Genomic DNA, 22,166 nt, shown 5'->3' with positions numbered 1-22,166 from the left:
TCCGACCTCCTCGGCGATCACCCGACGGCCTCGGCGATCGCCCGGGCGAGCTCGGTGCCCGACCGCCAGGCGGACTCGACCCGGGGCTCGCCCCAGCCGTCGCCGGCCAGCCCCACCCGAGCCTGGCCGAGGAAGTAGGTCCGCTCCCGTGGTTGCTCGGGGCGAGCGAACGTCCAGCGTTGGACGTATGTCCAGGCCGGGTCGGTGGGGATGCCGAGGAGCCGGCGGAGGGCCGCGGTGAGGTCGCCGGCGGCCGCTCGCGGGTCCGTCAGCCGGCCGGCGGCGAACTCCGCGGTGGAGTGCGCCACCAGAACGGGCGCGTTGTCGCCGCGCCGGCGGCCGTCGTCGGCGATCCAGGCGAGGGTCGGGTCGCCGTGGACGAAGGCGCCGTCCAGTGGGGGCCACCCTCGGGCCTCCCAGCCCGCGAGCAGGGCGAGCGCCGGGGACCACCGCCGTCCGACGAGCTCCGTGCGCTCCGTGTCGAGATCGGGGTCGAGGTGGCGCAGGGCCTGCGGATCGGGCATCGCCAGGACGACGGCGTCCACCGGTTCACCGTCCACCACCGGCCCCGGGCGCACCATGCCGATCGGGGACGACTGCGAGACCCGCAGGCCGCCGCGGGTGGCGAGGTCGGCGACCAGCGAGCGGATGCCGTGCGGGGCGGCGTACCGCAGCGGGCCCGGCACCGGCTCGGACAGCGTCGCCGACGGGCCGTCGATCACCGGGAAGCGGTGCGTCCAGGGGCGGACGAGACCACGGATGAGCCAATCGTCGACGACCTCGATGAACTCGGGGCTGCGCGTGGTGAAGTACGACGCCCCGGCGTCGACGATCCGGCCGTCGATCCAGCGCGAGGCCATCCGGCCGCCGATCACCCGGCCGCGGTCGCGCACCTCGACACTGATGCCCCGCGCCCGCAGCTCGCGCGCGCACGCGACACCCGCGATCCCGCCACCTGCAACGATGACCTTCGCCACCCGTCAACCGCCCTGTGTGGTTCGCCTGTGTGCCTCATATGGACGCTGGTCGTCCGGTCCGGCGATCCGCGTTGGAGGGCCTGTGCCTCCATCGTGCCCTCACCGGGCCGGCCCGAGACCTCGCAACCACCTCCACGCATGCTGATCGAAGGGAAAACTCCCAGGTCGGAGAGGGTTAACTCGGAGGAGTAGGGGTTGAACCCCCATGTTGGTCACCTAAAGCGACCAGTTGAATACCTGGATTGATGCCGTTCGGGTGGAACGTCAGCGCAGCGGGCCTGTCTGCGTGAACGCGTCGGCACGCACACGGAATGTCGCCGGTGATGGCTGCTGGGTGGGAGTCGCGCACCGGCGGCGCATGTCGAACGTGACACCGGCCGTGCATGCCCTAGCCTTACCGCACGAATAACCGTCGGCGATCCTCGCCGCCGGCCGCGCCGGCGCTCGCGCCGACACACGCACCAGCACACACGCACCAGGCGCAAGCGCCAGGTGCAGGCAAACGCACCAGGCAAACGCACCGACATCGTCATCGACCCGCCCCGCACGGCGCTCGGCGCCTCGGGCCCGACCCCGGAGGCTCGCGATCGCCCGCCGAACGACACCCAGCCGTCCCGGATCCGCCACCGCCACCGCTCTCGCTGACGTACCGGCGGTCGGCCCCCGCCAGCCCTGCCCGTGCGGCTCCGGCCGCCGGTACAAGGCCTGCCATGGGGAGCGCCGCCGGGCGGCCCCGGTGCTGCGCCCGTTCGCGGGCCGCGCGGACGAGCCGGACCTGGTCGCGCTGCGCGAGTTCGTTCCCAGCGCGACCGCGCCCCTGACCCTGTCGGCGGAGCACCTGGCCGCCCATCCCGGCCACGCGGACCGGCGGATCATCCTGGGCACGCTGCTGCCGCAGGCCGCGCCCGCGGTGGTCCGTGACGACGGCGAGATCCTGCTGGCGATGCAGACCCTCGTCGGCGGTCTCGACGCCTCGGCGGACGTCGCCGGCGCGCTGATCGCCGCGCTCGAGGCGAAGCCCGGCACGGTGGTGGACGGCGGGCCGGTGTCCGCGCCGCAGGCGGTGGAGCGGCTGCCCGGGGGCCTGGCGGACCTGCCCCGCCTCGCCGACCTGCTCGACCCGGCGCCGCTCGAGATCACCGTGCATCCCGGGTTCACCTGGTGGGTGCCGTCGTCGGAGGACGCCGAGCCGAGCGCCGACGTCGTGGCGACCCTGGACCGCGCGAACGCGACGGTCGTGCCGACGACCCGGTTGGCCTCCGTCCCGGCCGCCTACTGGTGCAGCCCCGGCGACCGGCTGCACCTGCGCTGGGTGCTGCCGCTCGACGCCGACCGGACGGAGGAGGCCCTCCTCGACGCCCTCGCCCGTCTCGCCGCCGCCGGCAGCCTCAGCGTCGGCGAGGGCTCGCGGTTCGTCGGGTCGTTCCGCGCCGACGGTCTTGTGGTCCCGGTGTGGGATCTCGCGCCGGGCGCCGACGCCGACTCCTGCGAGAAGCCCGCGGCCCAGCTGTGGACGGCGCTGCGCGAGACCCTCGACGATCAGCGGGAACTGACCGCGCAGGAGCGGCGGGTCCGCGCCGGCGTGGTCGGGCGCACGCTCACCCTCCGATAGGACGGCCGTGCCACCGGAGCCACCATCGCCGGTCTTTGACGTGGTCGTGCTGGGTGCCGGGCCGGCCGGCACGAGCGCGGCGCGCGCGGCCGCCGAGGCCGGCGCCCGGGTGTGCGTGCTCGAGCGGATGGCCGTGCCGCGGTACAAGACCTGCGGCGGCGGCCTGGTCGGCCTGTCCGTCGACCACGCCGGGATCGATCTCGCTCCACTCGTCCGGTCGCGGGTGGACGCGCTCACGATGACCCTCGACGGCCGGCACCCGGTCACCCGGCGCAGCAAGGACGGCCGTCCGCTGCTGTCGATGGTGATGCGCTCGGAGCTGGACGCGGCGCTGCTCGACTCGGCGAAGGCGGCCGGTGCGGAGGTCCGCACCGGTGTGCACGTGACCGGGCTGCGCGAGGAGGGCACGGCCGAGCCCGGGCGTGGTGAGGTGGCCGTCCAGGTGCGGTCCGGGCCGGCGGTGCGGGCGCGGGTGGTGGTCGGCGCCGACGGCACCTCGGGCCGGGCCGGCACGCACGTCGGCGTCACCTGCGACCAGGTGGACGTCGGCCTCGAGGGCGAGTTCGAGGTGCCCGCCCCCGTGGCCGGCGAGTGGTCCGGCCGGATGCTGCTCGACTGGGGCCCGGTGCCCGGATCGTACGGGTGGGTCTTCCCGAAGGGCGACGTGCTCACGGTCGGGGTCATCGGCGCCCGGGAGCACGGGCCCGCACTGCGCCGCTACTACGACGCGCTCGTCGAGCGGCTCGGCCTCACCGCCGCCCCCCGGCTGCACGACTCCGGCCACCTGACGCGGGTGCGGGCCGCCGGCTCACCGCTGCGGCGCGGCCGGGTGCTTCTCGCCGGCGACGCGGCGGGCCTGCTCGACCCGTGGACCAGGGAAGGGATCTCCTTCGCGCTGCGCTCCGGCCGGCTCGCGGGCATCAGCGCCGCCGCCGGCGCGGCCGGTGACCCGACGGCCCTCGACCGGTACCCGGCCCGGATCGAGGGCGTGTTCGGGCCGGAGATCGCCGCGGGCAGGTCGGTGCTGGCGGTGTTCACCCGCCGTCCGGCGCTCATGCACACGATGATGACCCGGGTACCGGGCACGTTCGGACTGTTCGGCCGGATCATCGAGGGCCGCTCCACGATCGCCCGCCAGCTGCGCCGGCCCGGCATGGCCGCCGCCATCACCGCGCTGGGCCGCTGACGCCCGGCAGGGCGTCCCACACGGTGCCCGTCACGACGGCGACGGGCCTGACCGGCGGCTCTCACGGTGGCCCACCCGGCGGCGCTCCGGACGGCTCCCGGGTGGCCCGCCACCGGGCGGGTCAGCCGAAGCGCTCGGCCACCGCTCCGGCGATCTCCTCGTAGGCCCGGCGGGTCTCCCGCCGGAGCTCGTCGAGGACGATGTGCCCGCCGCTGGCGAGATGCGGGTCGAACGGCACCCGGACGACCTGGCGGGTCCGTGACGCGAAGTGGTCCTCGAGCGCGTCGACGTCCACCGTCTCACCCTGCTGGGGGAACATCGAGATCACGGTCACGGCTTCGCTGACGTGGTCGTTGTAGCCGTGCGCGTCGAGCCAGTCCAGGGTGCCGCTGGCGCTCGCGCCGCCGTCCGCGCTCGCGTTGCTCACGATCACCAGCGTGTCGGCGAGCTCCAGCACCCCGTGCATCGCGCTGTGCAGCATGCCGGTGCCGCAGTCGGTCAGCAGGATCGAGTAATGCCGCTGCAGCAGGTCGTCGACCGCCCGGTAGTCCTCGTCGGCGAAGGCGTCCGAGATCTCCGGATCGCTGGCGGAGGCGAGCACCTCCAGCCGTGACGCCGACTGCGACAGGTACCGGCGGACGTCCACGTAACGGTGCAGCTGATCGGCGTCGGCGAGCAGATCGCGGACGGTGTGCCGGGTCGTCCGCTCGACCCGGACGCCGAGCGTCCCCCGATCGGGGTTCGCGTCGATCGCCACGACCCGGTCGCCGCGCAGGCTGGCCAGGGTGGACCCGAGCGAGACCGTCGTCGTGGTCTTGCCGACGCCGCCCTTGAGGGACAGCACCGCGATGCGGTGGCAGTCGTCGAGGGGGGTGCGGATCCGGGCGAGCAGACGCCGGTAGCGGGCCTCGTCCGGGGACGGGCCGGGATTGAGCGCGCCGGCCGACACCTGGTAGACCAGTCGCCGCCAGCCACGGGACGCGGTGTCCGGCGACGCCGGCAACAGGGCGGCGGGGGGCAGCCCCGTGCCGGACCGCGGGTCGTCGTAGCGCGGGTCACCGCGCGGCCCGTACTCGTCGGGTGGCCAGGTCTGCTCCCGCGGCCAGGACCTGTCGTGGACGTCGTCCGCGTCGACCCGGTCACCAGGCATCGGGTCATGGCGCACCTCGATGCCGTGCATCTCGGCAGCGTGCATTTCGGCACTGTGCACGTCGACGCCGCGCATTCCGGCGCTGTCGATCTCGGAGCCGGGCATCCCGGCACCGTAGGCCGGGCCGCTGTGGAACCCGTGGCCCCAGCCGCGGCCGGCTTGGTCCGGGGCGTCGTCGTGGTACAGCCCGGGGCCGGTGCCCGCCGGGCCGGCCGGCGGGGCCGACTGCGGGCGCGCCGGCGGCAGCGCGGGTGGCCCCACCGGATCGCGCAACCAGGACGCGACCCGGCCGGAGGTGTGCGGGTCGGTTCGCGGGATCGGCGAGGCCCCGGTGGCGCCCGGCGGCGGGGGCGGAGCCGGGTAGAGCGTGGACGGTCGGTACTCCCCGGTCGTCTCGACCGGGGTGGGGCCGGGTCGGGAAGCGGTGCCGGGGGCAGGGGGAAACCGGTCGTGGATCGGGTCGAACGTCCGGGTGGCCACGCCGTCGATCACGTGGCCCGGCCGGGGCGGCTGCTCCGCCGGGGGCGGTGGAGGAGTCGGGTCGCGGAAGGCCGGGCGGATCGACGGCCAGGTGTCGATCCCCGGCGCCGGCGGCCCGGGGAGCGACCCGAGCGGCAGTCCTCCCGTGGGGGGCGGGAGCGCCATGGCCTCGGTCGCCGGCCCGAGCGACATGGCCTCGGTGGGCGGAGGCGGGGGCCGCATGGCCTCGGTGGGCGGTGGCACGGGCGGCATGGGCGCCGCCGGGCGGTCGCCGCGGGCCTGCTGCCATGATCCGGGTCGCTCCCGGCCGTACGACGGCGCGGGAGCGGCGCCGCCCCGCCAGGGATCGACGGGCACCGCCGCGGGCGGCGGCGGGTCGCCGGCCCAGATCTGTCGCCCGGGATCGACGGCGGGTGGCGGGCCCGGTGTCTGGTGTTGCGGCGAGCCCGGTGTCTGGTGCTGGCGCTGTGCCCACGGCGGCGGATCGTTGAAGCCTTCCGGGCCTCCGACCTCGATGGCGTCGTCCGGACCACCAACGGACCACCCCTGCGGCCGGGCGTCACGCGAGTGGTTGCCGTACGGCGATCTGTGCCGGGCCGCTCCGTCGTGCGGTCCGCCGTCGTACGGCCCGCTGCCGGGCGGCGGTGAGTGGATCGCCGACACGTCGTAGGACGAGGCTCCTCCGTAGGAGGCGGCCGCGTCCCGCGGGTGAGCGTCCTGCCGGTGAGCGCTCTGCCGGTGGGCGTCGTGTCGGTGAGCGTCCTGCGGGCCGGTCACCTCGACAACGGACATGCCGTCCCGAGGCGACGGGCGGTCCCCGCCACCGATGTCGTCGGTCCTGTTCATGATCGAGTACTCATGATCCCGCCTGAGATGAACGGCCGCCGTGCGGCGAAATCACACGGTCGACCCTGCCCCGGCACACTGTCCAGCCCGGCTCCTCCGCTCGGGCCGTCAACGACGAGAGTCGGTCCAGGATGACATGAGTCGGAGGGTCGTGACGGCACGGCCTGTCACGGTCGCGTTCGGGAGCCGGCGGTGCGTCGGCATTTGCGAAGGGCCTCGCCGTTGGTGGCCGCGTCGTCGGGCCGGCGGTGTGCGCAGGAGTCCTGGGGCCCTGGAGGCGATAGATATGCACGCCGGCCAGGTCCCTGCGCACGGTGCCGAGCTACCGCGGCGGTTGAGTGACAGCCAGGACCCACCCAGCCGCCACGCATCGTCGGATGGCGGTAGCCCGCCTGCCCAGGGCCGCGCCCGCCTGGTCCGGGTCCGGGCCGCGTCGCGGGCTGCCGACGGCACTGGGCCTCGGCACCGGCCCGGCGGCTCGGCTCGGCTCGGCACCGGGCCGAGAGGAACAGGCGAGAGTGGTCGTGGCGCCGAGTCGGTTCCGACTCGGTACTAGGCCCGGCGGGCGACCCGGGCGGCGAACAGGCCCGCGCCGAACCCGTTGTCGATGTTGCACACCGCGATGCCTGGTGCGCAGGAGGTGAGCATTCCCAGCAGGGCCGCGAGCCCGCCGAAGCTCGCGCCGTACCCGACGCTGGTCGGCACGGCCACCAGGGGTACGCCGACCAGCCCGCCGATCACGCTCGGCAGGGCGCCCTCCATTCCGGCGATCACGACCAGGCAGTCGGCGCTGTCCAGGACCGGCCGCGCGGCCAGGACGCGGTGCAGGCCGGCGACACCGACGTCGCGGACCATCTCCACACCCGCGCCGGCGGCCTCCGCCGTCATGGCGGCCTCCTCGGCGACGGGTGCGTCCGAGGTGCCGGCGGCGACGATCACGACCCGGCCGCGGGGCTCCGGCAGCGGGCCGACGACCACCGTCGCCGGCCGCTCGTCGCCCGAGGCCGAGGAGCTGACCCGCGCGTCGGGCCAGCGTTCGCGCAGCGCCGCCAGGGTGGCCGCTCCGGCCCGGGTGACCAGCGTGGGCGTCCCGACTCCCGAGGCCCGGCGGAGCGTCTCGACGATGCCGACCGTCTCCGCCGCGGTCTTGCCCGCGCCGTAGACCACCTCAGGATCACCGGTGCGGATCCCGCGGTGGGTGTCCACGCGCGCGTAGCCGAGGTCGGCGAAACCCGAGCCGTCGCCGCCGAGCGGCCCCGCGATCAGCGCCGCGGCGGCATCCTCGGGATCGACCTGGCCGCTCGACACGGCCTTCAGCAGCGTCCGGAGGCGTTCGGAGTCCATGAGCCGATGCTGCCAGGGCAACGGCGGGCAGCGGTCCGCCGCCGGGGGCGGACCGCTGCGGGTGACGGTCGGCCGCGGGCGGCCGCGCCGTGTTGCCGCTTCCGAGGCCCTCCACCAGCGCCGGCACCGGCGTTGACGTCAGCGATAAGGGGTCCAGACCGTCTGGTCGGAGCCCGAGCGGAGGCTGCCCACCCTGACCGCGAACTGGGCCGCGGCCGTCGGGCTGCTGGCGAGGATCGGGACGACGCTCGTCACCAGCTTCAGCTCGCGCACGGAGCGCAGCACCCCGAACCCCTCCCAGGCGGTGACGTCGAATCCGTAGGCGCGGGCCAGCTCGAGCTGCGGCGTGGGCGGGCGGCCGAAGCGCAGCGCGCCCACCGCCACCGGGACAAGATCCCACTCCGCCGGCCCCTGGCAGGTCGCGTCGAAGTCGCAGATCACGACCTCGCCCGTCGCCGACCGGATGAGGTTGCCCAGGTGCGCGTCCCCGTGGACGACGGTGCGCGGCAACGCGTACCGCACGGTCGAGAGCGCCTCGTCCACCCGCAGCGCGAGATTCTCCAGGAACCGCCGGTCGTCGACGCCGAGCCCCTCGGCGTCGGAGAGTCGCCGCCGGACGTCGTCGAGCGGGTCCCACACCGGCAGCGGCGGATCGGGCGGTGGCAGGGCGTGCAGCCGGCGCAGGATGGCCGCCAGATCCCGGCCGCCAGCGGCTCCACCGGCCCCGCCGGGAGCCGCGGGCGCGCCGGTGGGAGGGGCCGCGTCGACCCAGACGGTGGCGACGTGCCCGTCCACGGTGATCGGGGCGGACAGGCCGGGGAACAGCCGGACCGCCGGCATCTCGTGCTCGGCGAGCCAGCGCGCGACCCGCACGACCTTCTCGACCCGGTGGTTCATCGCGGTGGAGCTGGCGATGCGCACGACCGCCGCCTCGCGGGGCAGCCGGTACACCGCGTTCACGGTCAGCTTGATCGGCTCGGCGTCGCGGTCGTCCAGGCCGACGCTCGAACAGATGCGACCGAGCGCGCGCCGCGACCGCTGCGCGCTGAAGCGCCCGGCGACACCTGGTTCGGGATCCACGGATCGGCCTCCGAGCGCGGGCCGGCCACGCCCGGCACCAGTACTAGAGATCCAGTGTCGGTGCCGGGACGGCGCCGGGATCAGGGCGCTGGCCCGATGCCGAGCGCTGCCATTCCCGCACGAGTGCGGCCAGCTCCCTGACCTGGCGCACCTCGCCGTGCGGGGTGGTGGCGGCGAGCAGTTGGTCGGCCCGGCTGGAGACCGAGGCGACCGTGCGCCCCCAGGAGATGCCGATCGCGTCGGTCGCGAGCTCGCAGACGCCGTCGAGCTCGAGCCGGCCCTGGCGGGCCATCGCCAGGGCGAGGTCGAACCGGATCACCGACCGGAAGCCGGGCGCGTTCATCGCGTCCAGCTTCGGCAGCGCCAGCTCGGCGTGCTCCTGGGCGGCACGCGGCCGGCCGAGCAGGCAGAGCGCGGTGGTCGCGTTGTAGGAGACCTCGACCGGGTGGAACGTGTCGAAGCTGGGTCCAGGCCGGCCCCAGCGGTCCGCCGGGATGGCGTCGGCCAGGTCGTAGGCGTGGTCGAGGCTGCCGGCCGCGCCGCGGACGTCTCCCATCGCCGCCAGCGCGCGGGCCTCCTGGCACACCAGCCGGGCCCGGACGGGGCCGGAGCCCACGTGCCGCAGGCCGTCCCGGGCGAGGCGCAGGGCCTCGCCGGGACGCCCGCCGTAGAACTCGTTGACGGCCCCGACCTCGCGCGCGGAGCCGCACAGCGGGCCGTCGCCGGCCTCGAGGCCGGCCGCGTAGCCGTCGGCGGTGAGCTGGCGGGCGGAGGCGACGTCGCCCTGCTTGAAGGCCGCGTCGGCGCCGAGCACCGCGACCCGGCCGGCGAGCACGAGCAGCCGGCGGGAGTCCTCCGTGGCCATGGACCGGCGGCCGAGCCGCTCCAGGCCGCGCCGGAGCCGGGCCGTGCGCGCGCGCACGTGGGCGGGGGGGACCACCTCGTGGGTGTTGACCAGCTCGCCCAGCGCCTCGTTCGCGCGCTCGAGGGCGAGCTGTACCGGGCTGGCCGCGAGCACGTCCGCCACCTCCATGATCTGGCTCTGGGCGAGCAGCGCGCCCACGACGGCGGCCCCCGCGCACCGGTGGAACCGCCTGCGGTCAGCGGTGGCCCCCGCCACCTCGCGCTCGCCCGCGGAGCGGATCTCCTCCGCGGACCAGGCCTCGCCCGCAGAGCGGATATCGCCAGCTGGGGCGGGGGTTGGGGGCGGCGGGGCGGCCGCGTGGAGGCGCCCGGGGATCTCTGGGTGCTCGGTCGTGTCCTCCGGCACCTGCCGGCGCGGGGGCTCGGCCGGGTAGTCCTCGGGCCGGTCGTCCGGGGGAGTGCGGGCCGGGGGGATGAAGATCTCGTCGAATGCCGGCGCTGCCAGCGGTGGGAGTCCGTCCGACTGCGGCATGCCCTGATCCCTCCTGTGCGTCACGATGGGCGTTCGTGACCTTGCACTGTCAAGCTAGTGACAGCAAACCGACCGCGGCGAGGCATCGATGCAAGGGCACCGGACGGACCACGGTGATCGTGCTCGTCGTCCTGGGTGCGGGGCCGCGATCAACCGGGGCCGGGTGGCCGGCGGGCTGGTGCTCATCACGTGCGAACGCCGATGCTCGTGCGGATGGCCGTCCAACGATTGCGTCGTGCGGATGACATCGCCGGACGGCGGGTGCGGTTGTCGGGTGCACATGCCGATGCTACGGCGCTTGCGTGTCAGAAAGTGACGACCTTGCGTCACAGACATGTGGCTTGGTCGGTTTGTGTGAGGAATGTCCGAAACATGGGAGTTTGTGGGGCGAGTTGAGCTGGCCCGCCGTGGAAGCTTCCGGCGAAGGATCTACTCTGAGGATCGGCCCCCGCACGATGTTCTTTCCCTTGTGGGGTATCTATAACGTTTTATCTTCGTCCGCGATCGGCCTGTCGGTCGGTCGCTGGGTCGGGTCGGTCGGAGCCCACTGGGCGCCCCGGCCGCTCGCGCGTGTCCAGGAGTGACGAAGCTCCCGTTTTCTGAGTGTGGGTGGGACGCATGGCGATCGGTCGTCTCCGGACGGACCCGCGCGCCGCGCCGGCGGCCGCCGGCGCGGCGACTTCGCGTGGTCCGGTGGCCTCGCGCGGGCGGGCGGGCTCGGTGGCACCGGCCGAGCGGCCTGCCAGGCCGTTCGTGCCGTCCAGGACCCCCGCGATGCCACTCGGAGTCGCCGTGTCGCCGCTCATCGTGGCGCCGGGGCGTGCCGGCGGGCCGATGATGCCGTCCGCGTCGGCGGTGGTCCCGTTCGGGGGAGCCGGCTCGGTAGCCTCATCCTCGTGGTCGAAGTGTCCGCGAGGTGGCCCCGAGGTGTGCCGGCGTGCCCGTCCGGTGTCTCCGGCCACCCGGAAACGAGAACCCGTCGCGTGGCGGGCGCGCCGGGGTGGCTGCGCGTCCGGGGGCCCCGTGACCGCTGATCCGGCGAGTGTCGCGGGTGGCGATGCGCTGGTCGCGCCGAAGCGCGTGCTGCCCCCGGAGGACGTCGAGCTGGCCCGCGAGCTTGAGGATGTCGCACACCGCGCCTGGCCGCCGCTGCGCGAGCGGACCCACGGCGGGTGGGTGCTGCGGGAGTCTGCGGGCTCCTCCCGCCGGGGTAACTCGGTGTGGGCCCGCGGCGACGTCCCCGACCTGGCCGCGGCGCTGCGCGCGGTCCACTCCTTCTACACGGCGGCCGGCCTGCCGCCGACGTTCCAGATCACCCCGGTGGTCCGGCCCGCCGGCCTGCTCGACGCGCTGGACGCCGCGGGTTACGACGACGGCGGCCCGACCGACGTCTGCGTCGCTCCCCTGGCCGCCCTGCGCGCGCCCCGACCGGACGCCGCGGAGCACCGCCCCGGGCCGGCGGGCGGGCCGGGCGCCGACCGCCGCGTCGAGTCCGCCGCCGCCGACCTGCCCGACGAGCGCTGGCTCGCGGTGGCGGGGGACGTCCTGGCCACGTTCGCCGGCCAGCGCGTCGGCACGCTCGCGGTGGTTCGCGCGATGGAGCTGCCCCAGCGCTACGTGACGGTCTTCGTCGACGGCCGTCCGGTCGGCGTCGGGCGCGGGGTCCTGGACGGCAGCTGGCTCGGGATCTACAGCATGGCCACCCTCCCGGCCGCCCGTGGCGTGGGCGTCGCCGGCCGCACGCTCGCCGAGCTCGCGCACTGGGCCGGGGCGCGGGGGGCCGAGCGCGCCTACCTCCAGGTCGAGCGACACAGCGTGGTGGCGCGCGGGCTCTACGCCCGACGCGGGTTCCGTCCCGTCTACGGGTACAGCTACCGGCGACTGCCGGCACCGTCCGGGCTCCAGCGCAGCGCCGTGGCGCCCCGCGCGGCGACGGAGAACGTGGCATCGGAAAACGTGGCATCGGCGTGGCCTGCGGCCGGCCGAGCCGGCGGCGGGACGGCCAGCCGATGACCGGACCCCATGACAACCTGTTCGCCCCGGACGCCCCGACCCGGGTGATGGGCGTCGTCAACGTCACACCGGACTCGTTCTCCGACGGCGGCGCCTACCCGGATCCGCACGACGCCGTCCGGGCCGCGCAGCTCATGATCGAGCAGGGTGCGGACGTCATCGACGTCGGCGGCGAGTCGACCCGTCCCGGAGCGCCGCGCGTGGTGGCCAGCGAGGAGCTGCGCCGGGTGCTCCCGGTGGTGGCCCAGCTCGCCTCGGCCGGCGTCCCGGTGAGCGTGGACACGAGCCGCGCCTCGGTCGCCTCCGCGGCCGTGGACGCCGGCGCCCTGCTGGTCAACGACGTCTCCTGCGGCCGGAACGCGGAGCTGCTGCACATCGTCGCCGACCGCGGCGTCCACTACGTGCTGATGCACTCCCGCGGGTCCAGCACGGACATGGCCGCCCACGCGGTCTACAACGATGTGGTGACCGACGTGGTGGGCGAGCTCGCCGCCCGGCTGGACGTCGTCCTGGCGGCCGGCGTGGCGGAGGACAAGGTGATCATCGACCCGGGCATCGGGTTCGCGAAGACGCCGGCGCACAACTGGGCGCTGCTGGCGAACCTCGGCGCCGTCGCCTCCCTCGGCCGGCCGCTGCTCGTCGGCACCTCGCGCAAGTCGTTCCTCGGCGCGGCGGTGAGCGGCCCGGGCGAGCTGCCCCGCCCGCCGGACGAGCGCGACGACGCCACCCAGGCCACGACCGCTCTGCTGGCGGACGCCGGGGTCTGGGCGGTGCGGGTGCACGCGGTCCGCCCCGCGGTGGACGCCGTCCGCGTGGTGCGGGCCTGGCAGCAGGCCGCCCGCGCCTCCGGGGCCGGCCGGCCCCGCGCGGCCGTGTCCGGTAGCGCCCCCGCGGCTGGACCATCCCGATGACCGCTCCGACCGGCGGTGTCCCGGCGGGCGGTGCAGCGGCAGACGCGGCCCGGCTCGACCGGATCGCCCTGACCGGCCTGCGCGTGCACGGCCGGCACGGGGTGCTGCCCGCGGAACGGGAGCTCGGGCAGTTCTTCGTCGTCGACGCCACGCTCTGGCTGGACACCGGCCCGGCGGCGGCCACCGACGACCTCACCCTCACCGTGCACTACGGCGAGCTGGCGCAGGCCCTCGCCGACATCGTCGCCGGCGAGCCCGTCGAGCTGATCGAGACCCTGGCGCACCGGCTGGTCCGGGCCTGCCTGGCGGCCGACCCGCGGGTGGCCGCCGCCGAGGTGACCGTGCACAAGCCCGCCGCCCCGATCACCGTCGCGTTCACGGACGTCGCCGTGACGGTGGCCCGCTCCCGGGACGCCGCCGTGACCACGGGCCCTTCCCGGGAGGTGGCCGCGACGCGCTCCCGGGACGTCGCCATGGCCGCCGGGCCGTCCGCCGCGGGCGCGAGTGCGGGTGCGGGGCACGCGGTGGTCGCCATCGGTTCCAACATCGGCGACCGGCTCGCCCACCTGCGGGGCGCCGTCCGCGACCTGGACGCCGGGCTGGGCGTGCTCGCCGTCTCCGCCGTGTACGAGACCGAGCCGGTCGGCGGCCCCGAGCAGGACGACTACCTCAACGCGATCGTCCTGGTCGGCGCCGCGCCGCCGCACGACCTGCTCGCCGCGGCCCGCGCCGCCGAGCGGACCGCCGCGCGCGAGCGCACCATCCGCTGGGGCCCCCGCACGCTGGACGTCGACATCATCGCCTGCGGCGACACCCTCAGCGACGATCCGGAGATCCTGCTGCCGCACCCGCGGGCGCACGAACGCCTGTTCGTCTGCGTCCCCTGGCTGGACGTCGAACCGGACGCGATGCTGCCCGGGCACGGCCGGGTGGCGGAGCTGGTCGCGCGCCTCTCAGCGGTGCCGGGAGCGGCCGCGCTCCGGCGCACCGCGCACGGGCTCGGTCGGTGAGACCGACCCACATCCGTGATCTCCTCGCGATCGCGGTGGCGGTGGGGGCGCTCGTCTACGCGCTGTTGTGGTGGAGCTACCAGTCGCTCCCGCAGCTGCCGGCGACGGCGTCCGTCTCGGTACTGCTGGTCGGGCTGATCGAGCTGCAGACCGCGTCGCTGACCCGCCGCCGCCTCGCCGGCCGGCCGGGCACCCGCCCGATCCTGCCGCTGACCGTCGCCCGCCTCGCGGCGCTCGCCAAGGCGACGTCGGTCGTCGCCGCGGTGCTGGCCGGCGGGTGGACGGCCCTGCTCGCCTACACCGCCCCGCGGACCGACGAGTTCGGCACGGCGGGCGGGGACGCGCTGGCCGCCGGCCTGGGCCTGGGCGCGACGGTGGTCCTGCTGGCTGGTGGGCTCGTCCTCGAGCGCGTCTGCCGAATCCGCGACCACTGAGCGGACAACTCACTTCGGCTCACTTCGGCGGTGACCCTGCCGGGTTCCGTCGCCGGTTTCGCCGGCCGTAACTCGCTGTTGCCTGGGCGCTTGTCCATTGCGTGATTGGCCGGGCTACTCTGGGATGAGGTTGCTCGGATCTACCTCGACCAACGGCGTGCGTAGCTCGACTTGCCCAGGGTGCGGCAGAACCTGTCCTGAGTGTCATGGTTGTGGATGTCGCCGTCATCGTCGGTCTCGTCGTCGTGGCTACGTTGTCGGGTTCGCGTGGTGGGCGTGGCACGGCCGAGGTTGAACGGATCGACCAGGTCGGGGGGCGTCTGACGGGAAGGTGCGGGCGTGGTCGCTCAAGGCCGGGGTTCTCCCGCCGAGCCCGGTGCGGGCCGGGCTGGTGCAGGTGGCGGCACGGACCACGTCCCCTTCGAGGACGATCCGCGGCCTGGGGCGGGCCGTTCCGGGGGGGCTGTCAGTAATCCCACGCAGTCGGTCGGGGTGGGCCGTCCGCGGCAGGCCGGCGCCCGCCTGGTGACCTTCGGGAACCTGCGCACCGGCGGCCTGCGAACAGACCCGGGCGCGGCACCCCCGCCCGTTCCGCCGCAACCGGCCGCCCCGAGCTCTTCCCGCTTCTCGCCGGACGGCTTCCCGCCGGGTTACGGCCCACCGGCTGATGGCCCGCCAAGCCACGGTCCGGTCGGTTATGGTCCGCCGGTTTACGGCTCTCCGGGAGCCGGTCGTACCGGCGGCGATCCGTCCGGATTCGACCCCGCGGACATGGTGACCGCGCCGGCTACGGACGGCCCGGTAAGGTCGGCCCCCGCCGGCCCGCGCTCCGTCAGGCCGCAGCCCCCCGGGCCCCGGCGTGACCGGACGCCGCCGCCCTTCTCGTCCGGGGTGGACGATGACGAGCTCACGACGCGGCCGTCGGTGGGCCGGCCGCCGGGCCCCGCGAGGCCGTCCGGGCTGGAGCACGCGAGAGCGGCTGGACCAGCGCCCGTGAGAGCGGCTGGACCAGCGCCCGTGAGAGCGGCCGGGCCGGCGCCCGTGAGAGCGGCCGGGCCGGCGCCCGTGAGAGCGGCCGGGCCGGCGCCCGTGAGAGCGGCCGGGCCGGCGCCGCGGAGGGCGGCCGGGCTGGAGCCCGTCAGCACCACGGGCTACCAGGAGCGGGTCGCCGACCATCTCCCCGACGGGTACTCCGTACCGGGCGCGGGGTACCGCGGGGTGCCGGACGAGGGCTACCGCCGGCCGGGTGAGCTGCACGAGCTGCCCCGTCGGTTCGACCACGACCCCGACGAGGCGGACGTGCCCGCCCCCCGGCGCCGCCGGAACCCCGTGCTGACGCTGGTCAAGATTGTCCTGGTCGGCGCGATGATCGTCATCGGTGTCTCGGTGGGCCGTGTGCTGGCGCTGCCCGGAGATCAGGGCAGCCTGTCCCGCATGGCGGACTGGGCCCGCGACAACCACCTCTCGGTCGTCGTGGACCAGGTCGACCGCCTCCGGTGACCGATCCGCGAACGGACCCCCTCGATCCAACCGACAGTGCCGCTGAGCTGTGGGAAACCGTCGGCACGCCAGGCTCCGGGCAGGCGGCCTCCGGGCAGGTCCGCGCTTACACCCCGTCCGGCGAGGCGGCTACCGTCATCAGGATGTCCCCGTCGACAGGCCGGGTCCCGGGCCCGCCCGGAACGCTCGCCCACTGGCTGCGCGCCCTGCCGGACGACACCCTGGTCCGGCTGTTCAGACTCCGGCCCGATCTCGCCACCCCGCCCCCGCCGGACTTCGACATCCTCGCGGCGCGGCTGGAGATCCGCGGCAGCGTGAGCCGGGCGCTGGAGCGGCTGGACACCTTCACCCTCGAGGTCGTCCAGGCGCTGACGCTGCTGCCGAGCCCGGTCTCCGTGGCCGAGCTGACCGCCTTCTGCGGCGGGCTCGACCTGCGTGCCGCCCTCGAGAGCCTGCGGGAGCGACTCGTCGTCTGGGGCCCGGACGAGGCGTTGCGCCTGGTCGGCGTCGCCTTCGACCTGCTGGGTGAGCGTCCGCTCGGGTTGGGGCGGCCGGTGCGGGCGTGCCTGGCCGGCTACCGGCAGGCGCAGCTCGCCCGGCTGGCGGCGGCCGTGGGGCTGCCCGACGCGGTGTCCGACGGGTTGTCCGCCAGCTCGGGTGGCCTCGGCGACTCGGACGACTCCGATCTCGATCTCGACTCCGAATTCCACCTTGGTGCCGGCAGCCATCCCGTCCGGCGCGAGAGCATGATCGAGATGGTGTCGGCCGCCTTCGCGGACCCCCACCGCGTCGCCGCCCTGCTCGACGGGTGCTCGGCGCGGGCGCGGCGGCTGGCCGAACGGCTCGCTGCCGGCCCGGCGCTGGGTGCCACCAGCGACGCCGAACGTCTGCTGAGTGTGTCCTCCGCCCGCAGCCCCGTCGAGGAGCTGCTGGCCCGCGGGCTGCTCATCGGCATCGAGCCGGGCACCGTCGAGCTGCCCAGGGAGGTCGGCCTGGTGCTGCGCGGCGCCGACCAGGCCGGGCCGCTGCATCCCGAGCCGCCTGAGGTCACCGGCCGCGAGGTGGGGGCGGGCGCCGTCGACCCGGCCGCCGCGCTGGCCGCCGACGCGCTGGTCCGCGCGGTCACCACGCTGCTCACCGCCTGGGGGAGCACCCCGGTCACCCCGCTGCGCACCGGCGGGCTCAGCGTGCGCGACCTCAAGAACAGCGCCCGGCTGATGGACGTCCCCGAGACCGAGGCGGCCGTCGTCATCGAGGCGGCGGCCGCGGCCGGGCTGGTCGACCTGACACCCGGCACCGACGTCCAGTTCGTGCCGACCAACGTCTACGACCGGTGGTGCACCGAGACGGTGGCCATGCGGTGGGCCGTCCTCGCCGAAGGGTGGCTGCGCTCGCCGTCGGCGGCCTGGCTGGTCGGCGGGCGCGACGAGCGCGGCCGGCAGATCGCCGCGATGTCCCTCGACGCCCGCCGTCCCGGCGCCCCGGACCTGCGCGCCGATGTGCTGCGCGCCGTCGCCGCCGCGGCGGAGGGCGTCGCGCCCACCCCCGAGTCGGTGCGCGCCCGCCTGGCCTGGCGTTCCCCGCGCCGGACGGGCCCGCTGCTCGACGGGATGATCGGCGGGACGCTCACCGAGGCCGAGGTGGTCGGGTTCACCGGGCGTGGCGCGCCCAGCACCCTCGGGCGGCTCGTCGCGCGCCGGCTCGCCGCCGCCGAGGCCGACGACCCGGGGCGTGGCTCCGGCAGGTCCCCGGCGGCCGACGAGGGGCTGTGTCGCCTGCTCGCCGACGCGATGGCCCCGCTGCTGCCCGAACCCGTCGAGGAACTGCTCATCCAGACCGACCTGACGGCCGTCGCCCCCGGCCCGCTCGTGCCGCGGGTCGCCGCCGAACTGTCCCGGATGGCCGACATCGAGTCCGCGGGCGCGGCCACCGTGTACCGCTTCACCGAGAGCTCGCTGCGGCGCGCGATGGACGCCGGCAGCTCCGCCGACGACCTCCACGACCTGCTGGGCCACCTCGCCCGTGGCGGCGTCCCGCAGTCGCTGACCTACCTGATCGACGACACGGCCCGCCGGCACGGACGGCTGCGGTCCGGGCCGGCCGCCTCCTACCTGCGCTGCGACGACACCGCGCTGCTCACCGAGGTCGTCGCGTCCCGGCGCACCCAGGCCCTCGCGATGCGCCGGGTGGCCCCGACGATCGTCATCTCCTCCCTGCCGGTGTCCGACCTGCTGGAAGGACTGCGCGCGGCCGGTTTCGCCCCGGTGGCGGAGGCCCCGGACGGGCGCATTGTGCTGGCCCGCCCGGAGGCGTACCGCACCCCCGCCCGCGCCCGCCCGCCCGCCGCGGAGTCCGTCCCGACCAGGTCGAACCAGCTGCGCGACGTCGTCCGTCTGGTGCGCCGGGGCGACGACAGCACCCGCGCCGCGCGGGCGGCTCAGGACGCCGCGGGGGCGCAGCTCGGGCTCGCACGCTCCGCCCCGGTGATCCTGGTGATGCTGCAGGGCGCGGTCCGGGACCGCCGGCGCGTCCTGCTCGGCTATGTCAACCAGCAGGGGACTCCCAGCGACCGGGTCGTGCGCCCGACGCTGCTGGAGGGCGGTTGGCTCACCGCGTGGGACGAGCGCAGCGAGGCTCCCCGCCGCTTCGCCCTGCACCGGGTGACCGGGGTGGCCGACATCGACGACCCGTTCGGCGGCCCGCCGGTGCCCGACGTCGGCGACTGGGTGGTTCCGCCGGCGGCCGACGACCTGCCCGGCCCGCGCTGACCGGTCGGGTCGTACCCGTACGCTGGTGGCGGGCCCGTGGTGACTGCGCGGCGGGCTGGCGGAGGGTACCTGCCGCCGCCGGTTGTATCGACGGGTGCCGGTCGTACCGACGGGCGCGGTGGCGCGGAACACGCGGAAGGCGGTGGCGGCTTGCCGGATGGTCCCCTGATCGTCCAGTCGGACAAGACCCTCCTGCTGGAGGTCGATCACCCGCTCGCCCCGGAGGCACGGGCGTCGATCGCGCCGTTCGCGGAGCTGGAGCGCTCGCCCGAGCACGTGCACACCTACCGGGTGACGCCGCTCGCGCTGTGGAACGCCCGCGCGGCCGGGCACGACGCCGAGCAGGTCGTCGACGCCCTCGTCCGCTACTCGAGGTACGCCGTCCCGAACGCGCTGCTGGTCGACGTCGCCGACACGATGGACCGTTACGGGCGCCTCCGGCTGGAGAACGACCCCGTGCACGGCCTGGTGATGCGCGCGCTGGACAGGGCCGTCCTCACCGAGGTGACCAGGTCCAAGCGGGTCGCCCCGATGCTCGGCGCCCGGGTCGACGACGACACCGTGATCGTGCACCCGTCCGAGCGCGGCCGGCTCAAGCAGGCGCTGCTCAAGGTCGGCTGGCCCGCCGAGGATCTCGCCGGCTACGTCGACGGCGAGAAGCACGAGATCGTGCTGCGCGAGGAGGGGTGGTCCCTGCGGGACTACCAGAAGGGCGCGGTGGCCGGCTTCTGGGAGGGCGGCTCCGGTGTCGTGGTCCTTCCCAGCGGCGCGGGCAAGACGGTCGTCGGCGCCGCGGCGATGGCCCGCGCCGGCGCGACCACGCTGATCCTGGTCACCAACACCGTCGCCGGTCGGCAGTGGCGCACCGAGCTGCTGCGGCGGACCACGCTGACCGAGGACGAGATCGGTGAGTACTCCGGCGAGCGTAAGGAGATCCGTCCCGTCACCATCGCCACGTACCAGGTGATGACGGCCCGCCGGAAGGGCGAGTACCTGCACCTGGAGCTGTTCGGCGCGCGTGACTGGGGCCTGATCGTCTATGACGAGGTCCACCTGCTGCCCGCCCCGGTCTTCCGGATGACGGCGGACATCCAGTCCCGCCGTCGCCTGGGGCTGACCGCCACGCTCATCCGCGAGGACGGCCGCGAGGGGGACGTGTTCTCCCTCATCGGGCCGAAGCGCTACGACGCTCCGTGGCGCGATATCGAGGCCCAGGGCTGGATCGCGCCGGCGGAGTGCACGGAGGTCCGGGTCACCCTCACCGACGACGAGCGGATGACCTACGCCGTCGCCGAGCCGGAGGAGCGGTACAAGGTCTGCTCCACCGCGCACAGCAAGAGCCTGGTCGTGCGCCGGCTCGTCGAGCGCCACGCCGACGACCGGGTGCTGGTCATCGGCGCCTACCTGGACCAGCTCGACGAGCTGGGGCGCCTGCTCGACGCGCCGGTGATCCAGGGCTCCACTCGCAACAAGGAACGCGAGCGGCTCTTCGAGGCCTTCCGGACCGGCGAGATCACGACGCTGGTCGTGTCGAAGGTCGCCAACGTCTCCATCGACCTGCCGGAGGCCGGGGTGGCCATCCAGGTCAGCGGCACCTTCGGTTCCCGCCAGGAGGAGGCCCAGCGCCTCGGCCGGGTGCTGCGGCCCAAGGCGGACGGCCGCTCCGCGCACTTCTACACCGTGGTCTCCCGGGACACCCTCGACCAGGAGTACGCCGCGCACCGTCAGCGCTTCCTGGCCGAGCAGGGCTACGCCTACACCATCGTCGACGCCGACGACGTGGCCTGACCCACGTCGGCCGACCGACGTGGCCTGACGGCCGGGATGGTCAGTCGTCGGGCGGGTCGATGAGCTCGGCCGGGGTCACCGTCACCGGGAACGGCCGCAGGACGCTGAGCTCCTCGTCGCCGCACACGATGCCGGCCGGCACGTAGTCGCGGCCGACCAGCTCGAACGCCTCGATCGTCGCCGAATCCGGGTCGACGAGCCAGCACACGGGGACCCCGTGCTCCCGGTACACGTCGAGCTTCAGCGTGCGGTCGTAGCGGCGGGTGCTGGCGTCGGCGACCTCGACCACGCCGAACGGCGTCTCGGTGATCCGCCGCCGGTCGGGGTCGCCGACCGCGACCACGGCCACGTCCGGCACGAGCAGGCACCGGGGCGACAGCTCGACCTGGACGCCGGTGAACACCTGTGCGCCCGAGGTCGCCGCCTGGGCGAGCAGCGCCCGCAGCCGATCGGTGACCCGGGCCCGCAGCGGAGTCGGCCAGGGGCGGGTGACACACAGCCCGTCGAGCACCTCGACGCGCGCGTCCTCCAGGGCCGTCGCGTCGAGATCCGCGACGGACACCGGTGGGGCCGGCAGCGTAAGGGTCGGGCGGTGGGATCGCAGTGGGGTGGGAGCCTGAACCACAGTGCTCATCGTGCCTGTTGCTCCGTCCGCTGTCGAAGGTGTGGGTGTCGACCCGCCGATGACGCACGTCGGCGCGCCGGGGCGCAGCCGTCCGGTTGTCGTCTGCCAGTGCTCCCCCGATGATCCTCCGTGGACGGACTTGCGGCCGCGCGGCGAGGTTGGGACGCCCACGGATTGTCCGGGTCGTCCGGGCCGGGCGCTTCGGACCGCCGAGCACCCGATGGTGCTTGCCGCACTGGCTCCTTCGGTGTGGGAGAAACGGTCCGATAACGGGGCCTAAGTCCAGAAAGGTCGATTTCATACCCGTGATCTATGTCCTGGTGAAGCGCCGACCTCTTGTTGATCTAATTACTCCCTGGTAACTTCACGTCCAGTCGATCAGGGCTGGCTCATCCGGCCCGGGACCGACCGGGGCGACTCTTTGCGGTATCCCTTCTCCGGCCGCCTGGGAGCGGCTGGAGGGAGATTCCGTGGGGGACGCCTCGCACCGCGGGAACTGACCGCGCCGGCTCCGTCCCCAATCGGCGCATCCCGCGGGCGGTCACCCGCCGCCGTGGCACCTCCCACCCGGCGGCTGGGTGACCGACTACCACGCCCCCGGACCACCGTCCCCGCTCGAGCTTCCGGGCTGCCGGCGGAAGAGGCCCCGGGCTGCCCGGAAACGCCGAAGGGCGGCCCCGGCCATGGCCGGAACCGCCCTTCTGTGCTCGCCAGAGAGCGTGGGGGAGAGGACTCAGAAGTCCATCTCGCCGCCGCCGCCCGGCATGGCCGGGGCCTTGTCCTTCTCCGGCTTGTCCGCGATGACGGCCTCGGTGGTGAGGAAGAGGCCGGCGATCGACGCGGCGTTCTGCAGCGCCGAGCGGGTGACCTTCGCCGGGTCGATGATCCCGGTGGCGACCATGTCGACGTACTCGCCGGTCGCCGCGTTCAGGCCGTGCCCGGTCGGGAGGTTGCGCACCTTCTCGACCACGACGCCGCCCTCGAGACCGCTGTTGAACGCGATCTGCTTGATCGGCGCCTCCAGGGCGAGACGGACGATGTTCGCA

The 22,166-nt window shown here is 75.0% G+C and carries 16 protein-coding genes; 9 read left to right on the top strand and 7 right to left on the bottom strand.

Annotated features, from left to right (window positions below; translation table 11 throughout):
* Positions 1-17 precede the first annotated feature (17 nt).
* Positions 18-977 (bottom strand): NAD(P)/FAD-dependent oxidoreductase, encoded by a 960-nt coding sequence (locus AC559T_RS32205; protein WP_498871081.1) that lies wholly within the window; start codon positions 975-977, stop codon positions 18-20.
* A 586-nt stretch (positions 978-1,563) separates the two neighbouring features.
* On the opposite strand from AC559T_RS32205, the gene AC559T_RS32200 reads away from it, so the two are divergent.
* Both AC559T_RS32200 and AC559T_RS32195 read left to right on the top strand, forming a co-directional pair.
* Entirely contained in the window at positions 1,564-2,589 is a 1,026-nt protein-coding gene (locus tag AC559T_RS32200) for a DUF5926 family protein (protein ID WP_071063939.1), read from the top strand.
* Between the two features lie 7 nt (positions 2,590-2,596).
* Positions 2,597-3,775, top strand: a complete 1,179-nt coding sequence (locus AC559T_RS32195) for a geranylgeranyl reductase family protein (protein WP_498871080.1) — start codon at positions 2,597-2,599, stop codon at positions 3,773-3,775.
* 121 nt (positions 3,776-3,896) lie between these two features.
* On the opposite strand, the gene AC559T_RS32190 is transcribed toward AC559T_RS32195, so the two are convergent.
* The 4 genes from AC559T_RS32190 to AC559T_RS32175 all read right to left on the bottom strand — a co-directional run bounded on the left by AC559T_RS32190 (position 3,897) and on the right by AC559T_RS32175 (position 10,071).
* Positions 3,897-6,251, bottom strand: coding sequence for a MinD/ParA family ATP-binding protein (locus AC559T_RS32190; protein ID WP_498871079.1), 2,355 nt, complete (start codon positions 6,249-6,251; stop codon positions 3,897-3,899).
* 552 nt (positions 6,252-6,803) lie between these two features.
* Complete coding sequence (gene larB, locus AC559T_RS32185; RefSeq protein ID WP_498871078.1) at positions 6,804-7,595, bottom strand: nickel pincer cofactor biosynthesis protein LarB; 792 nt, start codon at positions 7,593-7,595, stop codon at positions 6,804-6,806.
* A gap of 138 nt (positions 7,596-7,733) precedes the next feature.
* On the bottom strand, positions 7,734-8,675 hold the full coding sequence (locus AC559T_RS32180; RefSeq protein ID WP_498871077.1) for a phosphotransferase: 942 nt from the start codon (positions 8,673-8,675) through the stop codon (positions 7,734-7,736).
* 43 nt (positions 8,676-8,718) lie between these two features.
* A complete protein-coding gene (locus AC559T_RS32175) occupies positions 8,719-10,071 on the bottom strand; it encodes an NsdA family TPR-like regulatory protein (RefSeq protein ID WP_498871076.1) in 1,353 nt (450 codons plus the stop codon).
* A gap of 1,023 nt (positions 10,072-11,094) precedes the next feature.
* Here AC559T_RS32175 and AC559T_RS32170 point away from each other — a divergent pair.
* The 7 genes from AC559T_RS32170 (at position 11,095) to AC559T_RS32140 (ending at position 20,495) form a co-directional block, all read left to right on the top strand.
* On the top strand, positions 11,095-12,084 hold the full coding sequence (locus tag AC559T_RS32170; protein ID WP_498871075.1) for a GNAT family N-acetyltransferase: 990 nt from the start codon (positions 11,095-11,097) through the stop codon (positions 12,082-12,084).
* The gene (folP, locus tag AC559T_RS32165; RefSeq protein ID WP_071064015.1) at positions 12,081-12,995 is read left to right on the top strand and encodes a dihydropteroate synthase; all 915 of its coding nucleotides are present in this window, start codon (positions 12,081-12,083) and stop codon (positions 12,993-12,995) included. Before AC559T_RS32170 ends, folP begins: the two co-directional genes overlap by 4 nt.
* On the top strand, positions 12,992-14,005 hold the full coding sequence (gene folK, locus AC559T_RS32160) for a 2-amino-4-hydroxy-6-hydroxymethyldihydropteridine diphosphokinase (RefSeq protein WP_498871074.1): 1,014 nt from the start codon (positions 12,992-12,994) through the stop codon (positions 14,003-14,005). The genes folP and folK overlap by 4 nt, the downstream gene beginning before the upstream one ends.
* Positions 14,002-14,439 (top strand): DUF3180 domain-containing protein, encoded by a 438-nt coding sequence (locus AC559T_RS32155; protein WP_071063927.1) that lies wholly within the window; start codon positions 14,002-14,004, stop codon positions 14,437-14,439. Before folK ends, AC559T_RS32155 begins: the two co-directional genes overlap by 4 nt.
* Positions 14,440-15,528: 1,089 nt before the next feature.
* Positions 15,529-15,939, top strand: coding sequence for a hypothetical protein (locus AC559T_RS32150; protein ID WP_112105143.1), 411 nt, complete (start codon positions 15,529-15,531; stop codon positions 15,937-15,939).
* Positions 15,940-16,082: 143 nt separating this feature from the next.
* A complete protein-coding gene (locus AC559T_RS32145) occupies positions 16,083-18,707 on the top strand; it encodes a helicase C-terminal domain-containing protein (RefSeq protein WP_131626138.1) in 2,625 nt (874 codons plus the stop codon).
* Positions 18,708-18,857: 150 nt separating this feature from the next.
* Positions 18,858-20,495 (top strand): DNA repair helicase XPB, encoded by a 1,638-nt coding sequence (locus tag AC559T_RS32140; protein ID WP_112109129.1) that lies wholly within the window; start codon positions 18,858-18,860, stop codon positions 20,493-20,495.
* A 40-nt stretch (positions 20,496-20,535) separates the two neighbouring features.
* On the opposite strand, the gene AC559T_RS32135 is transcribed toward AC559T_RS32140, so the two are convergent.
* Both AC559T_RS32135 and AC559T_RS32130 read right to left on the bottom strand, forming a co-directional pair.
* Positions 20,536-21,129, bottom strand: a complete 594-nt coding sequence (locus tag AC559T_RS32135; RefSeq protein WP_012157618.1) for a Uma2 family endonuclease — start codon at positions 21,127-21,129, stop codon at positions 20,536-20,538.
* A 724-nt stretch (positions 21,130-21,853) separates the two neighbouring features.
* Positions 21,854-22,166, bottom strand: a 313-nt coding sequence (locus AC559T_RS32130) for a TCP-1/cpn60 chaperonin family protein (RefSeq protein ID WP_498871073.1), incomplete at its 5' end; no start/stop codon positions are given.

Origin of the sequence: Frankia sp. Hr75.2 (genome assembly GCF_949319125.1) — a bacterium.
GTDB lineage: Bacteria > Actinomycetota > Actinomycetes > Frankiales > Frankiaceae > Parafrankia > Parafrankia soli.
The sequence above is the reverse complement of the archived record's forward strand: the minus strand, read 5'-3'. Positions and strand labels throughout refer to the sequence as shown.